General features: G+C 69.4%; 15 protein-coding genes. All 15 read right to left on the reverse strand.

Annotation, left to right across the window (positions count from 1 at the left end; genetic code table 11):
* Positions 1–38: 38 nt before the first annotated feature.
* Positions 39–539, reverse strand: a complete 501-nt coding sequence (locus tag ACFYVR_RS03285) for a hypothetical protein (RefSeq protein WP_387469550.1) — start codon at positions 537–539, stop codon at positions 39–41.
* Positions 536–1,081, reverse strand: coding sequence for a hypothetical protein (locus ACFYVR_RS03290; protein WP_387469553.1), 546 nt, complete (start codon positions 1,079–1,081; stop codon positions 536–538). The genes ACFYVR_RS03285 and ACFYVR_RS03290 overlap by 4 nt, the downstream gene beginning before the upstream one ends.
* On the reverse strand, positions 1,051–2,355 hold the full coding sequence (locus tag ACFYVR_RS03295; RefSeq protein ID WP_387469555.1) for an MCE family protein: 1,305 nt from the start codon (positions 2,353–2,355) through the stop codon (positions 1,051–1,053). The genes ACFYVR_RS03290 and ACFYVR_RS03295 overlap by 31 nt, the downstream gene beginning before the upstream one ends.
* Complete coding sequence (locus ACFYVR_RS03300; protein WP_387469557.1) at positions 2,352–3,473, reverse strand: MCE family protein; 1,122 nt, start codon at positions 3,471–3,473, stop codon at positions 2,352–2,354. The genes ACFYVR_RS03295 and ACFYVR_RS03300 overlap by 4 nt, the downstream gene beginning before the upstream one ends.
* Complete coding sequence (locus ACFYVR_RS03305) at positions 3,470–4,753, reverse strand: MCE family protein (protein ID WP_387469560.1); 1,284 nt, start codon at positions 4,751–4,753, stop codon at positions 3,470–3,472. Before ACFYVR_RS03305 ends, ACFYVR_RS03300 begins: the two co-directional genes overlap by 4 nt.
* Complete coding sequence (locus ACFYVR_RS03310; protein WP_387469562.1) at positions 4,753–5,775, reverse strand: MCE family protein; 1,023 nt, start codon at positions 5,773–5,775, stop codon at positions 4,753–4,755. Before ACFYVR_RS03310 ends, ACFYVR_RS03305 begins: the two co-directional genes overlap by 1 nt.
* Positions 5,772–6,815, reverse strand: coding sequence for an MCE family protein (locus tag ACFYVR_RS03315; protein ID WP_387469564.1), 1,044 nt, complete (start codon positions 6,813–6,815; stop codon positions 5,772–5,774). Before ACFYVR_RS03315 ends, ACFYVR_RS03310 begins: the two co-directional genes overlap by 4 nt.
* On the reverse strand, positions 6,812–7,978 hold the full coding sequence (locus tag ACFYVR_RS03320; RefSeq protein ID WP_387469566.1) for an MCE family protein: 1,167 nt from the start codon (positions 7,976–7,978) through the stop codon (positions 6,812–6,814). The genes ACFYVR_RS03315 and ACFYVR_RS03320 overlap by 4 nt, the downstream gene beginning before the upstream one ends.
* Positions 7,979–7,989: 11 nt before the next feature.
* Positions 7,990–8,775 carry an MlaE family ABC transporter permease gene (locus tag ACFYVR_RS03325; RefSeq protein WP_387470326.1) on the reverse strand — a complete coding sequence of 262 codons (786 nt, stop codon included), beginning with the start codon at positions 8,773–8,775 and terminating at the stop codon, positions 7,990–7,992.
* Between the two features lie 72 nt (positions 8,776–8,847).
* The gene (locus ACFYVR_RS03330; protein ID WP_387470328.1) at positions 8,848–9,561 is read right to left on the reverse strand and encodes an MlaE family ABC transporter permease; all 714 of its coding nucleotides are present in this window, start codon (positions 9,559–9,561) and stop codon (positions 8,848–8,850) included.
* 86 nt (positions 9,562–9,647) lie between these two features.
* Positions 9,648–10,952, reverse strand: coding sequence for a cytochrome P450 (locus tag ACFYVR_RS03335; protein ID WP_387469568.1), 1,305 nt, complete (start codon positions 10,950–10,952; stop codon positions 9,648–9,650).
* A 100-nt stretch (positions 10,953–11,052) separates the two neighbouring features.
* Positions 11,053–12,675: an acyl-CoA synthetase gene (locus ACFYVR_RS03340; protein WP_387469570.1), complete on the reverse strand. Its 1,623-nt coding sequence runs from the start codon at positions 12,673–12,675 to the stop codon at positions 11,053–11,055.
* A 43-nt stretch (positions 12,676–12,718) separates the two neighbouring features.
* Positions 12,719–13,981: a hypothetical protein gene (locus ACFYVR_RS03345; protein ID WP_387469572.1), complete on the reverse strand. Its 1,263-nt coding sequence runs from the start codon at positions 13,979–13,981 to the stop codon at positions 12,719–12,721.
* On the reverse strand, positions 13,975–14,526 hold the full coding sequence (locus tag ACFYVR_RS03350; RefSeq protein WP_387469574.1) for a nuclear transport factor 2 family protein: 552 nt from the start codon (positions 14,524–14,526) through the stop codon (positions 13,975–13,977). The genes ACFYVR_RS03345 and ACFYVR_RS03350 overlap by 7 nt, the downstream gene beginning before the upstream one ends.
* A gap of 54 nt (positions 14,527–14,580) precedes the next feature.
* Entirely contained in the window at positions 14,581–14,775 is a 195-nt protein-coding gene (locus ACFYVR_RS03355; protein ID WP_387469576.1) for a ferredoxin, read from the reverse strand.
* Between the last annotated feature and the right edge of the window lie 2 nt (positions 14,776–14,777).

Consider the following 14,777-nt stretch of genomic DNA (forward strand, 5'->3'; position numbering starts at 1 on the left):
AAGGTGGCGACTCTCCACACCCCTCGGGACACGGGAATCTAGACGGGAGTCAGTTCGGCGATCCGCCACTGTCCGTCCACGAGGTCCACCGTCACCTCGACGCGACTGGACGTGGCGACCGGAGCCGGTTGCGCCGTCGACGTGGTGATCTGGTCGACGAATGCCAGCAGCCGCACGTGATCGTCTGCGCCGGAGAGGAATCCGATCTCCATCACTCTGGCTCGCGTGCTGACTCCGAGTTTCTTGGATTGTGGTGCAACGGTTTTCGTCGTGTAGTCGGTGAAGCTGTCGCGGAAGGACCCGGTGGTGACGGCGGCGGCTGCCGCCAGGTCCTCGTCGACGGTCGGCGCGTTGTAACCGAGGACCTTCTCGAGCAGGGCCGGACTCTCGCTCAACGCCGAGGCGCGCGCCGACTCGCTCGCCGCCTCGGTGCGGGTGATCCCGGTCAGTGTCGCGAAGACCGCGACCAGCAGCGCCACCAGGGACGCCCCCAGCAGGAGCCTGGTCTTCGCGGCAGCGCCGGCCTTCCTGGCGCTCACGGGACGAACTCGACCTTCGACATCAGCAGGCTGCCGTCGACCTCGTCGAGGGTGACCCGCAGGCGGTAGGTACGCGCGGTGGCGTCGGGGCTGCCGGCGTTCGCGACCTCGCCCGACGCGGCGACCAGCACCACACCGGACGTGCCGCCCTCCTCGGCGAGCGCCGCCGAATCGATGCGTCCGGACGAGTCGACCTTCGCATCCCGGATCGCGGCGGCGAGGCCGGACTCGTTGTCCGACAACTCGTCCGCGAACTGGCCGGTGCTCAGATCCCGCAACCGGGCGAGGGTGGCGTCGGCGGTGTCGACGTGGACGTCGATCAGGGCCAGCACCCCCGTCCGCGCCGCGTCCACGAGGTCCGCCCGGTGCGCCTCGCGGGCGCGGTCCTGTGCGTGGGTGACGGCCACCTGCGCCGCCGCGACGGCCAGCGCGACCACCGCGGCGATTGCGGTGATCGACACCGTGATTCGCGGCCACCGGCGCCGCGCCGCCGCGGTCTCGTCGGCCGCCGTCACGGTGTCGGGCCCAGCAACTGTTGCCATCCGGTGTCACCACCCGCCGGTGCGATCTCGGTGTGTCCGTACTGCGCACCGTCCGGTCCGGTGTACAACTCGTCCGGCGCGTTGGTGCCGGCCGGCACGAACGGCTCGTCGCCGCGGCAGGCGGCCGGTGTCGGCGCCCGCACACCCGGCACCTCCATGCACGGGATGTTGCGTGAGCCGCGCACCGCGAACGTCGAGTCGTGCGGAACACTGCACATCAACCCGGGCGGGGTGTCGGGGACGGTGTCGTCGGTGGGATCGCGCCGCTGGTCGGCGGGAAGGTACCCGGTCGAGCACGCCGCCGGATCCTGCGCCTGGAGATGGAAGTTCACGTACGCCGCGCCGTCCGCATTGCCGTTCTGCACCACGGTTTCCTGCGCCGCGACCAGCGGCGGCAGGATCACCAGTACCTGTTCGATCGAGGGGTTGTAGGTGACCGCCACCTGCGCGGTGCTCGTGAAGTTCGCCAGCATCAGCGGCAGCGTCGGCCGCAGTTCCTGGAACAGGGAGTCCGCCTCCGCGGCGAATGCCGGTCCCCTGTCGAGGAGTCCGCGCACCGAACCGTCCGCGACGGCGAGTTGGCCGCTCAGCGCGGCGACGTTCGCCGTCCATCGGCGGATCTCGTCGCCGGTGACGACCTGGGTGTCGAGCAGCGGAGCCAACTGCCGGACGAGTGTCGTCGCGGGAGTCGTCGCGTCCGCGGCCTGGTCGACGAACGACGCCGTCGAATCCAGCAGCCGCGCCAGGTCCGGTCCCCGGCCCGCGAACGCGGCGGCCGCTTCGTCGATCACGGCCCGCAGCGCGTCCTGCGGCACCGCGTCGAGCACGGCCTGCGCCCGGTCGAGGACGGGCCCGATCTCCTGCGGCACCGTCACCTGCTCGGCTGGGATCACGTCGCCGTCGGCGAGATACGGTCCCTCGGTCGTCGTCGGCTGCAGGTCGACGTACTGCTCCCCGATCGCCGACACGCTGCGCACTGCGACCACGAGACCGTCCGTCGCCACCGGAACCGACGACTCGAGCGACAGTTCCGCCCGCACCGCGTCGGGGTCGAGGCGGATCGCGGACACCCGGCCGATCGTGTCACCGCGGTAGGTGACGTTCGCATTCCGGTAGAGCCCACCGGCATTCGGCATCTCCACCGTCACCGCGATCCGACCGACCCCCAGCGCCGCGGGCACCCGCAGGTACGACACCGCGGCCGCCGTCATCCCGATCACCGCGACGACCGCGAAGATCGTCAACTGGATGCGGACGAGTCTGGTGAGGATCATCGCCCACCACCTTCCGTTGCCTGCGGGGCGACTGCCTGCCGGGTGACGTCGAGCGGTGCCGTCAGCGGATTCGCCACGGCACCGTTCGACGTGGGAATGGGCGGCCCGAGCGGGGTACCGAAGAACAGGCTCTGCTGCAGGCGCTCCGCGGTGAGGTCGACGACGATCCACAGGTTCGCGTAGTCGCCCCGCATGCCCTGATCGATGGTGACCTGTGGAAACGGGAAGGTACTGAGGTTGCCGAGGTTGTCGATGATCGTCGGACCGGCGGCCACCACCTGTTCGAGGGTCGGCTCGAGAGCCTCGAGGTTCGCCTTCAGGTCGTCGCGGCTGCGGTTGACCAGATCCGTTCCCACGTCGCCGAACCTGCCGACGGCATCGAGTGCGGCGGTCAGGTCCGCGCGTTGCTCGGCGAGTACCGCCATTGCGGGGTCGAGGGTGCCGAGGGCGCGGCCGAGGACGTCGCGCTCGGCGAGGATCTCGCCGGTGACGCCGTCCAGGTTCGCCATCGTCGTCACCATCGCCGTCCGCTGCTCGTCCAGGGTCGCGGTCAGGGAGTCCAACTGCGAGAGCAGGTCACGCACCGCGTCCTGCCGCCCGGTCAGCGCCGTGTTCAACTCCGTCGTGATCGTCTGCACCTGCGCCAGCCCGCCGCCGCCCAGGACCACCGACAGAGCGGTCAACGCCTCCTCCGTCGTCGGGTACACCGTCGCGTTCGCCAGCGGGATCACCGATCCGTCGACGAGCCGACCCTGCGGCGGCACGCCGACGGGCGCGCCGAGCGCGATGTGCTTGGACCCGAGCAGGCTGGTCTGACCGATCGCGGCCGTGGCGTTCGCCGGCAGGTCTACCGAATCGTCCACGGACACCGTGACCTTCGCGTGCCAGTTGTCCGTCTCGATCGCGGTGATGCTGCCGACCGTGACGTCGGAGACCAGCACCGGTGAGTTGGTGCTGATCGTCGCCGCGTCCGGCATCTCGATCACCACCGAAAAGCTGTTCTCGCCGCGCCCGGCGGTTCCCGGCAACGACACCGAGTTGAGCCCGCTCCAGCCGCACCCGGACGCGAGCAGGGCGACGGCGACGGCGGTCCCGGCGAACCGGGCTCGCGCCCTCATCGCTGCCCCGCCGACGGCGCGAGAAGGCCGCCGAGGTCGGGGACGGGCACGGTCGGCATGGTCAGGGGCGGCAGGGTCGCCGCGGCGACGGTCGTCGCGGCCGCATCCGGTTGCGGCACCGCCGGTTCGAGCCCCGGTTCGCTGTACACCAACTGGTCCGGTGCCGCGCCGAGCGCTCGGCTGGGGTTGATCGTCAGGTCCGGATAGTTCGCCCTGATCGTGTTCAGCAGCGGACCGAGGTACTGAGCGCACAGTTCGGCACCCCTCTCCGAGGTCGCGTTCGCGAGACCCGCGATGCCGCCGCAGATGAAGTTGATCGGGTTCCCGGTGTTCTGGAACGCGGGAACACCGATCATCGACCCCTGCGCCGGTCGGTAGATGTTGTAGTAGTTCCCCAGTGCCGTCGGGCCGAGGTGCAGGATCCGCTCCAGGCCGTCCTTCCGGTCGACCAGCACCTGGGAGACGTCGGCGAGCTTGCGGACGTCCTCGGTGAGTCCGTCCCGGTTCTGCGCGACGAATCGCTGCACGTCGGTGACCGCGACGTCGAGATCGGCGAGGGCGGGGGCGAGCTGGGTCCGGTTGTCCGTCAGCACGTGCGAGACGGTCGCGAGGCGGCCCTGGAACTGCACGATCTGCTCGTTGCTGGCCGCGAGGGCGGTGGTGAAGGTCTGCAGGCCGCGGATCGTCCCGAACAGGTCGTCGCCGCTGTCCGAGAGCAACGTCATCGCCCGGGACAGTTCGGTGACCGATTCGCCGAGAGCGGTTCCGTTGCCCTGCAGCGCGGTTCCCGCTCCGCTCAGCAGGTTCGCCGCGGGGCCGGGATCCCCGTCCTTCGGGCCCAGCGCGTCCGCGGCGCGACCGAGTTCGGCCTTGACCTGGTCCCACTCGACGGGCACCGCGGTGCGGTCGATCCCGATGACGGCGCCGTCCGCGAGGGCGGGTGTCGCGTCGTCGGTGACCGCGGGCGTGAGCTGCACGAACCGCGCCGACACCAGCGACTGCCCGACGATCACGGCCTTCGCGTCCGCGGCCACCGGCACGGTTCGCCGCAGCGTCATCCGCACCCGCATCCGGTCTCCGTCCGGCTCGATGCCGGTGACCCTGCCGACGTCGACCCCGACGACCCGGACGTCGTCGCCGACGTAGAGCCCGGTCGTCGAGGTGAAGTAGGCGGTGATCTCCTGGTAGCGCAGCTGCGCCACGGTGAACCAGCCGGCGGTCAGGGCGGCGATCGCAGCCAGTGCCGCCAGCGCACCGAGGGTGATCCTGCGAGCGGTCATCAGCGGACCTCCGGGATCGGCAGCGGTGCGGGCGGTAGGCCGAGCACGGCGTTGACCAGGGGCTGGGTGTACTGGCCGGGCACCAGGTTCTGGATGTAGGAGTAGTAGAACGGGCCGCTGGCGACGGTGTCGCCCAGGGTTCCCACGTAGGTGCCGAGGCCGTCGATGCCCTGCGCGAGGTTGTCCCTGTTGCGTTGCAGGACACCGAGAACCGTGTCCAGCTTCGCGAGCACCGGAGCCAGTTGTGCCTCGTTGTCGTGGACGAGCCCGCTCAGCTGCCGCGACATCGCGGAGACGTTCGTGACGACCTCGCCGAGCGCGGCCTGCCTGCGTCCCAGTTCGCCGAGCAGGGCGTTGCCGTCCACGAGCAGCGCATCGACCTCCGGTCCCCGATCGGCGAGGATGCCGGCCACGCTGTTCGCGTCGGAGAGCAGGTCACGCAGCATCTCGTCGCGCCGGTTGAGGCTGTCGGAGATGCGGGCGACACCGTCGAGCGCCGGTCGCAGGTTCGGGGCGCTGTCCGCCATCACCGTGCCGATCTCGTCGAGCGACGCCGACAGCCGGTCCAGGTCGATGTCCTGCACCGTGGTGGTGAGGTCGCCGAGAACCTCGGGCAGCGAGTACGCCGACCGGGTGCGCCCGAGGGGAATCTGCTCACCCGCCGCCGCGCGCCCCTCCCCCTGCAGATCGAGGGTCACCGCCCGCTTGCCCAGCAGCGACATGGTGGTGATCGACGCCGACGTCGAGCCGCCCAGCGCGACGTTCTCGTCGAGCACGAATTCCACTCGTGCGTAACCGTTCTCGACGTCGATCGACGACACACTGCCGATCTTCACTCCGGCCGCGTTCACCTCGTCCCCGGACGCGACGCCGCTGGCGTCGGCGAACACGGCACTGTAGGGCACGCCCGACTTCACGAAGGGCAGGTTCTGGTACTGGAGTGCGGCCAGCACGACCGCCGCCGTCACGCTCAGGCCCACGACGCCGACGCGCACCGCCCGGCTCTCGACCATCGTCCTCATCGGGGCGCGCACCTCCCGGTCTTCTGGTCGATCAGGTCGACCGTCATCGGTGTCCCGTCCGCGCCGTCGACCTTCATCGCGATGCCGCACAGGTAGAAATTGAAGAAGGAGCCGTAGGCCCCGATCCGGACCAGCTGCCGGTAGTTCGACGGCATCGACGACACGATCCGGTTCAGCTCGTCCTGCTGCTCGACGACGGGGTCGAGGCTCGCACCCAGTTCGGTCAGTGTCCCCGCGATGTCCGGGCGGGTGTCCGCGAGCAGGTCGGCGAAGGTCCCGGTGGCGGTGTTCACGCTGTCCACCGCGTCGCCGATCAGGTCACGGTCGGCGGCAAGACCGCTGACCAGTTGCTGGAGATGGTCGAGCGTGTCGCCGAACTGGCCACCCCTGCCGCGTAGTTCCGCCAGCACGCCGTCGAGGTTGTCGACGACGCGTCCGATGAGCTCGTCGCGGTCGGCGAGGGTGTTCGTGATCGACCCGGTGTGCGCGAGAACCGAAGCGACAGTGCCCGACTGCCCCTGGAACACCTCGAGCAGCGACATCGACAGCTGGTTGACCTGCTCGGGATCGAGCGCCTGGAACAGGGGCCTGAAGCTGCCGAGCAGCGCGTCGAGGTCGAGGGCCGGTGCCGTCCGCTCCACCGGGATGACGTCCCCGGCGTCGAGCGGCGCGGACGTGCCCGGGCTGTCGAGCAGGTCGAGATAGCGGTTGCCGACGAGGTCCTGGTACCGGACTGCCGCGCGAGTGGCGACGGTCGGGGTGTTGCCGTCGGAGACGTCGAACACCACGTGCGCGCGACGGTCGTCACCGAGCTCGACGGACGCCACCGACCCCACGGGAACACCCGCGATCCGGACCTTGTCGCCGGGCGCGAGCCCGGACGCGCTGGTGAACTCCGCTCCGTAGGTGGTCGAGCCACCGCCGCGAATCTGCCCGAACACCAGCACGAGTCCGGCGTTGACCAGCAGCATGACCGCGACGAAGACGCCGAACTTGACGGCGTAGCCGGGTGCGCGTCGCCGCCCGATCTGCTCGCTCATCGCCCCACCGTCCTGAACAGGTAGCTCATCAGGTCCGCCGTGGTGGTCGGTTGCCCGTCGTTCGGCTGCCGGTCGGGCGCGAACGGGTTCACGCCGATGTCGGTGACGAGGAACGGGGCGGGCACGTTCGGGTCGCGCAGCGGCAGCCCCATGCAGTGCGGTCCACCGCTCGCCGCGACCTCGGGCAGGTCGTCCGGGTACCGGTACGGCTCACTGCCGGGTACCAGGCTGAGCGACATCTTCAGTCCGGGCTGCGCGTTGTAGGCGGCGTCGCCGATGACCTTGCTCTCCTCGATGCCACGGAACATGCACGGAATCACCGGCGAGTACTCCTCGAGCAGTGATGTCGTCGGCCGCATCAGGGACAGCACTGCGGCCGCCGCGTCGGCGTTCGAGCCGAGCACGTCGGTGCCCGTCGCGGCGAGCCCGGTGACGTCGATCAGCAACAGGTCCAGGTTCTGCTGCTGGTCGACGACGGTACCGCCGGTGGTGGTCAGCGATCCCAGCGTCCGCATCAGGTCGGGGGCGACCACCGCGTACGTGTCGGTCACGGCAGGCAGGTCCGTGAGCACCTGCTGCAACTCCGGTCGCGCACCGGAGAATTCGGCCAGCGACGAATCCGCCTGCTCGAGGGCCTGGCCGAGGGTGTCGCCGCGCCCCTGCAGCGCGGTGGCGAGGGCACCGAGGGTCGCGTCGAGCTTCTCCGGCTGCACGGTCCGCAGTACCTGTGTCAACTTCTCGAACACGGTGTTCAACTCGACGGTGACGTGGGAGGCGTCGATGGTGGCTCCAGGTGCGAGCCGCTCGGCCGACGGCTGCTCCGGCGCGGTCATGTTCACGAACTTGGCACCGAATGCGGTGGTGGACGTCACCTCCACCTCGACGTTCGCCGGGATCGCCTCCAGCGCCGCGGGATCGAGGAGCAGCGACAGGGTCGCCGCGTCACCGGCCGCGGGGGTGACTGCGTCGACCGTGCCGATCGTCACGCCCGCCATCTTCACGCGGGCACCGGGATCCATCACCAGGCCCGCGCGCTGCGCGATCACCGTCACCGGAATCTGCGCGGTGAACGCCTGGTCGAACAGCGCCACGGACAGTGCGACAACCGCCCCAACCCCGGCGATCAGCCCCAGCGCCGCCAGTTTGTATCCGTACCTGCGCACGAAGATCCCCCCTAGCCGGACAGGTTGAAGTTGCCGGAGCCGCCGTGGATCGCGAGCGAGACGAGCAGTGTCACCGCCACCACGCAGATCAACGAGAGCCGGACGCCACGGCCGACCGCGGTCCCCACGCCGGACGGCCCGCCGGTGGCGTTGTAGCCGTAGTAGGTGTGGATCAGCATCACCAGCATCGCCATCACCAGCACCTGGACGAACGACCACGCTACGTCGACGGGGTTGAGGAACGTGGTGAAGTAGTGGTCGTACAGGCCGGGTGACTGCCCGAAGACGATCACGGTGGTGAACCGTCCGGCCAGAAACGACGCCACCAGCGCGAGCGAGTACAGCGGCAGGATCGACAGCATGCCCGCCAGGACGCGGGTGCTCACCACGTACGGCACGGAACTGATCGCCATCGACTCGAGCGCGTCGATCTCCTCGGCGATCCGCATTGCGCCCAGTTGGGCCGTCGAGCCGGCGCCGATCGTCGCCGAGAGCCCGATTCCGGCGATCACCGGTGCCGCGATCCGCACGTTGATGAACGCCGAGAAGAATCCGGTCAGCGCCTCGACGCCGATGTTGCCGAGCGAACTGAACCCCTGGATCGCGATGGTGCCACCGGAGGCGAGCGTCAGGAACCCGACCACGGCCACGGTGCCGCCGATCAGGGCCAACGCCCCGGTGCCCATGCTGATCTCGGCGATCAGTCGCAGCACCTCCTTCGGGTGCCTGCGCAGTGCCCACGGGACGTACCCGATCGCGCGACCGAAGAACACCGCCTGGCGTCCCAGGTCGTCCATCGACCTCGACGCGCGAGCGACGCGGGCCCGGGTCGGCCCGAACTTCCCGGTGTGTGTCAGCGCCACCGTCCCTCACCCCGCCGTCAACCGGATCCCGATCGCGGTGACGATCGTGTTCACCACGAACAGCGCCATGAACGCGTAGACGACCGTCTCGTTCACCGCCTCCCCCACCCCCTTCGGTCCGCCGCGCACCGTCAGGCCGCGGTAGCAGGCGACGAGACCGGCGAGCAGACCGAACAGCGCGGCCTTGACCATGGAGATCGCGACCTCGGGCAGACCTGTGAGCAGTGTGACGCCGTCCGCGAACGCGCCGGGATTGACTCCCTGCAGGAACACCGAGAACGCGAACCCACCGGCGATGCCGATCACACACACGAGACCGTTGAGCAGCAGCGCGACCACCGTCGACGCCACCACCCGTGGGACGACCAGGCGGGTGATCGGATCTATGCCGAGCACCTCCATCGCGTCGATCTCCTCCCGGATCGTGCGCGAGCCGAGGTCGGCGCAGATGGCGGTGGCGCCGGCTCCGGCGACGATGAGGACCGTCACCACCGGTCCGACCTGGGTGACGGCACCGAGAGCCGCGCCCGCACCGGACAGGTCGGCGGCACCGATCTCGCGCAACAGGATGTTGAGTGTGAAGCTGACCAGCACCGTGAACGGGACCGCCACCAGCACGGTCGGGACGATCGAGACCCGGGCGATCATCCAGCTCTGCTCCAGGAACTCCCGGACCTGGAAGCGCGTGCGCACCAACCCGACCGCCACGTCGGCGGCCATCGTGTAGAACTCGCCGAGTGCCCGCAGCGGGGCCCGCACCGCGCCGGTCGGCACGGTCGGTCCGGGTCCTGGGAGCGCCGGCACGGTCAGTGCACCACCGGACACTCGTCGGCCACCGAACCGGCCGGCGCCGATGCCGAGGCCGAAGCCGGGCAACCGTAGTCGACCGGCAACTCCTTGATGCCGTTGATCCACCCGGACTGCAGTCGCCGCGGGTCACCGAGCACCGTGATGTCGGGCATGTGGTCGGCGATGGCGCCGAAGATCAGGTCGATCTCCATCCGGGCCAGATTGGCGCCGATGCAGTAATGCGGACCGGTCCCGCCGAAGGCGAGGTGCGGGTTGGGGTCGCGCAGGATGTCGAAGCTGGTCGGGTTCTCGAACACCTCGTCGTCGAAGTTCGCGGATCCGTAGAGCAGCACCACGCGCTGCCCCCGCGCGATCCGGGTGCCCGCGATCTCGGTGTCCACCAGCGCGGTCCGCTGCTGCGAGATCAGCGGCGACGCCCAGCGGATGATCTCGTCGGCCGCCGTCTTCGGCCGCTCCCGTGTGAACAACTCCCACTGGTCGGGGTGCTCGAGGAAGGCCATCAGGCCGAGAGTTGTCGCGTTGCGCGTCGTTTCGTTTCCCGCGACGGTCAGCATCACCACGAAGAACCCGAACTGCTCCGGCGTCAGGGACTCGCCGTCGACGTCGGCCTGCACGAGCGTCGAGATGATGTCCTCGAGCGGCTCGGCGCGCCGGGCCTCCGCCAGTTCGTAGGCGTACCCGAGGATCTGCGCCGACGCCATGCGCGAGGCGCCCGCGAGGGTCTCGTCGTCGTAGCCGGTCATCTGGTTCGACCACTCGAACAGCTGCTGCCGGGCCTCCGCCGGAACTCCCAGGAGTTCCGAGATCGCCTGCATCGGGAGTTCGCTGGCCACCTGGTGCACGAAGTCGCCACTGCCGCAGGCGACGGCTCCCGTCGTGATCCGCGCGGCCCGCTCCTCGAGTTCGCCCCGCATCGACTCCACCGAGCGGGGCGTGAACAGCCGCGAGACCAGCTTGCGCAGCTGGGTGTGCTCGGGGGCGTCCTTGTTGATCAGGACGTGTTTGGTGACCTCGAGCTCGTCCGGCGTGATGCTCGGCTCGTGCCGGGGAATGGCGCCGTTGAGGTTGGACGAGAACTCGTCCGAGCGCAGCGAGACGTCGCGGATGTCGGCGTGCCGGGAGACGACCCAGTACCCCTCGTCCTGGAAGCCGTCGATGCCGGGTGCCTTCGCGTTCCACCACACCGGCGCGTGTTTGCGCAGTTGCGCGTACTCCTCGAACGGTATCCGCTCGCCGTGCAGCCGGGGGTCGGTGAAGTCGAATCCGTCGGGCAGGTCGAGCTGGTCGGTGCTGTCGGCCATGGCAGTTGACTCCTCGCCGGCCCGCGCCGCGCGTCGGGCGTGTGTGGTTGCCCGCGCCGCGCGCGGGCATGTGTGGTTGCTCCGCGTCGAGCGCGGACGTCTAGTCGATGCGGTGATCGGGACCGTGTGTCGCCGCATGGTTCTTCGCCCATCCGTAGTCGGGTTTGCCGCTCGGTGTTCGGATCACCTCGTCGACGATCCAGAACGACCGCGGGATCTTGTAGCCGGCCAGGTGACTGCGGGTGTGTTTCTCCACGGACTCGAAGTCCGGGTCGACGCCCCCTCGCAGGCACAGCACGGTGGCGACGCGGCTGCCCCACCGCTCGTCGGGCACCCCGATCACGATCGCGTCGTAGATGTCGGGGTGCGCCTTGACGACTGCCTCCACCTCTTCGGCGAACACCTTCTCGCCGCCGGTGTTGACGACCATGTTGCCGCGACCGAGCAGGGTGATGGACCCGTCGTCCTCGATCCGGGCGCGGTCGCCGGTGACGACCGCCCGCCCTCCGTCCACCTCGCGGAAGATCTCGGCGGTCCTGACCGGGTCGTTGTGGTAGCCGACGGGGACGTTCCCCAGTTTGGCGAGCCATCCCTCGCCCCCGGACCCCGGTGGCAGGATCCGGTTGTCGTCGTCGACGACCACCGAGTACCTGTTGGCACCCACCTTGGGGCCGCCGCGTTGTTCGGCACCCTTCGTCGCGAAACCGATTCCACCGAAACCGGTTTCGGACGATCCGACCGAGTCCGAGATCATCAGGTCGGGCAGCGCCTCGAAGAAGGCGTCCTTGACCGCGCCGGAGAACAGCGCCGCGCCCGATGCGACCACGACCAGGCTCGACGCGTCCCGGTCCCGCTCGCGGTACGCCTCGATCAGCGGCCGACCCATCGCGTCGCCGGTGATCACCATGACCTGCGGCCGGTACCGCGCCACTACGTCCCACACGTGGGCGGCGTCGAACTTCGGCACCATGACGACGGTGTTGCCGGAGAAGAACGCGTTGAACGTCGGCATGAAGGCGGACGTGTGGATCAGCGGCGGCAGCATCACCCAGCGCATCGGCTCCCCCTGCGCGCCGGTGCGGGATTGCTGGTACTCGTCGCAGACCGGTTCCCCGGTGTAGAAGTCGAGGCCGCCCGCGAGCACTCGCCAGATGTCCTCGTGACGCCAGACGACACCCTTCGGCCTGCCGGTGGTGCCGCCGGTGTAGAAGATGTAGTGGTCGTCGGGGCTGCGCTCGCCGAAGCCCCGCTCCGGGTTTCCGCCGGCGAGCACGTCCTCGTACGGCACCTCGCCGTGCAGCGGAGCCTCCTCACCGGTCGCCAGCTCGTCGGGGACCGAGATCAGGTGCCGGATCCGGGGAGTCGCGGGCAGCACCTCGGCGATCCGGTCCGCGTACCCGCGGTGGAACACCAGTGCCTCGAGGTCGGCGTTGTCGTACAGGTACTGCAATTCGTCGCACGTGTACCGGTAGTTCACCGTCAGCGGGACGGCACGCAGCTTGAACGCCGCGATGATCGCGACCATCGTCTCGATCGCGTTGTGCATGTGGATGCCGATGTGGGATCCCGGACCGTAACCGGCACCGTACAGGTGGTGGGCGAGGCGGTTGGCGCGCTCGTCGAGCTCGCGATAGGTGACCTCCTCGCCGGAGACGATCAGGGCGAGGCGGTCGGGCATTGCGTCAACCGAGTGTTCGAACAGGTCGGCGAACGTGTAGGCCATGCGAATGTCCTTCGAAGGGTCGGCCGCTCCGACTACGCGGGCGTCAGATCACATAGAGCGGCAACGGAATTCCTCGGTCCTCGAAAACGAATGCGGCGCCGGTGCTGACCTTGGTGATCGCGACCTCGCCGCATTCGGCAGCCGGCTGGTCGGTGGTGTCGACGGTCAGCAGCATGCCCGCGGGGTCCTCGCTCAGCACGCGGACGGTGAAATGCGGGTCGACGCCGCGCACGAGCGCCTGCACCGCCTCGAGATGTGCGCCGTCGAGCAGGGCCGGCCACCCCCCGTCGGTGTCGACCAGTCCGTCGCGCCCGAGCCACAGGTGCAGCGCGGTGCCGTCGAAACGGATCTCCCTGTCCACGTACTGTTTCGGATTCAGCAGCGGATGCAGCGACAGCACCGTCGCCAGACCGTGGAGGTCGGCGGGCAACCCGAGGGCGTCGCGGATCCGCTGCGCCGTCACGCCGGCGATGCCGGTCACCTGCTTGCGGGCGATCTCGCGCGCCGTGTCCTCGTCGACGCGCTTGCGGACGGCGAGGAGGAAGCCCAGCGCGAGCAGATGGTGTTGCAGGCACACCTCCTCCGCGATGCGGACCAGCGCCGACTGTGAGAAGTCGCCGAACCGCACGTCCGCCAGCAGCGGACCTGCGTAGTCTCCGCTGCCCTCGTCGGCCGGGTCGATCGGGCTCAGCTCCACGGCGTAGGCGGCGGTCCGGCCGATCCGCTCGGTGTGCGGCGGCGTCACCGGCGGCACGTGGAAGTCGTCGATGACGACCGTCCACGCGCAGTGCGGGTGGCGGTCCGCGGGTCGGCGCGGGGGCCGATGGATCGGTCTCACCTGCGCGTGCGGGTTGGTGGCGAGTGCGGTGGCGTCGAACGTCGGGTCCTCGATGTCGTGGCACATCGCGGTCACGTACTCGTCGCCCAGCGGTTCGACGTCCATCAGCGCACCGCAGTGGTCGAGCCGGAACTCCCCGTGCCGGGGATCGTCGACGCGGTACCGGAAGTCCATGAACTGCGGCGGTGCCCCGATGTCGAGCTGCAGGCCCTTGAAGATGGTGATCACGTCGTCGCCCTCGTACCGCAGGGCCTTCTGCATGCGCCTGGTGTACCAGGGGCTCGACGCCTGCCACTCCTCGATCGCGACCTGCGCCATGCCGTCGCGCCCGAATTCGACGATCAGGTGCGCCATCCCGGAACGGTCGATGAGCTGACCGCACAGGAGCAGTTCCGGAACGAGGGTGGCGAGGCCCGCGCGGGACAGGTCGGCGAAGGACCGCGACGGATGCGCCTGCGTGCTCACCACAGCGGGACCGGGGCCTGACCGGCCGGGTACCAGCCGGGGAGCTGCTCACCGGACACGGACCGCTGGATCCGCGCCTGCATGCCCTTCGACAACGCGTTGTTCCGGATCATCTCCACGAACAGCGCGGACACGTTGCCGAAGTCGAAGAAGTCGCGCTGCCAGGACCACTGGAAGTTGCCGCCGTAGCGGAACCAGCTGCCCCCGATGCCGTACACCGCGTAGTTGCTGCCGTCGGTGCGAGTGGCCTCGGAGACCTGTTTCCACAGCCCGATCACGTTCCCGCTGCGCTCGTCGACGACGAACTCCTGGTAGGGGTACTCCCAGCCGTCGAGGCCGTCCATCTCGAGGCCCAGCGCAACCTCCCGGATCTCCTCGCGACCGACGGCCATGAAGTCCTGCTTCGGACCGTAGTTCCACCCGTACGTGGCGTCCTCGGTGTAGAAGTCGGCCAACGGCTTCCAGTCACCGGCCGCCTCGGCCTTCCTGTTCGCCTCCACCCAGCGCTCCACCATCTCGTCGAGTTCGCTGCGGTCGAATCCGTTCATCGTTGCTTCTCCTCGAAAGTCTCTGTCGGGCCGGAACATCTGCCGGGCAGGGGATCAGTCCTCGGCGATCCGGAGGGCCTGGGTCGGGCAGTAGCGGACGGCGTTCTCCACCTCGGCGCGCAGCGACTCGGGCGGTGTCGGGTCGAGGATCTCGACCTTGCCGCGCTTGGGCACCGAGAACACGTCGGGCGCCTCCATCTCGCACGCGGCATGGCCCTGACACAGATCCAGGTCCACCTCGATACGCATGG

The sequence above is a fragment of the Rhodococcus sp. NPDC003318 genome, from assembly GCF_042879035.1.
GTDB lineage: Bacteria > Actinomycetota > Actinomycetes > Mycobacteriales > Mycobacteriaceae > Rhodococcus_G.

Coding starts and splice junctions, on each gene's coding strand:
- ACFYVR_RS03305 (WP_387469560.1), bottom strand. CDS start 4,753: ATGACCGCTCGCAGGATCACCCTCGGTGCGCTGGCGGCACTGGCTGCG.
- ACFYVR_RS03340 (WP_387469570.1), bottom strand. CDS start 12,675: ATGGCCTACACGTTCGCCGACCTGTTCGAACACTCGGTTGACGCAATG.
- ACFYVR_RS03330 (WP_387470328.1), bottom strand. CDS start 9,561: ATGGCCGCCGACGTGGCGGTCGGGTTGGTGCGCACGCGCTTCCAGGTC.
- ACFYVR_RS03315 (WP_387469564.1), bottom strand. CDS start 6,815: ATGAGCGAGCAGATCGGGCGGCGACGCGCACCCGGCTACGCCGTCAAG.
- ACFYVR_RS03350 (WP_387469574.1), bottom strand. CDS start 14,526: ATGAACGGATTCGACCGCAGCGAACTCGACGAGATGGTGGAGCGCTGG.
- ACFYVR_RS03295 (WP_387469555.1), bottom strand. CDS start 2,355: ATGATCCTCACCAGACTCGTCCGCATCCAGTTGACGATCTTCGCGGTC.
- ACFYVR_RS03290 (WP_387469553.1), bottom strand. CDS start 1,081: ATGGCAACAGTTGCTGGGCCCGACACCGTGACGGCGGCCGACGAGACC.
- ACFYVR_RS03335 (WP_387469568.1), bottom strand. CDS start 10,952: ATGGCCGACAGCACCGACCAGCTCGACCTGCCCGACGGATTCGACTTC.
- ACFYVR_RS03310 (WP_387469562.1), bottom strand. CDS start 5,775: ATGAGGACGATGGTCGAGAGCCGGGCGGTGCGCGTCGGCGTCGTGGGC.
- ACFYVR_RS03325 (WP_387470326.1), bottom strand. CDS start 8,775: ATGGACGACCTGGGACGCCAGGCGGTGTTCTTCGGTCGCGCGATCGGG.
- ACFYVR_RS03355 (WP_387469576.1), bottom strand. CDS start 14,775: ATGCGTATCGAGGTGGACCTGGATCTGTGTCAGGGCCATGCCGCGTGC.
- ACFYVR_RS03300 (WP_387469557.1), bottom strand. CDS start 3,473: ATGAGGGCGCGAGCCCGGTTCGCCGGGACCGCCGTCGCCGTCGCCCTG.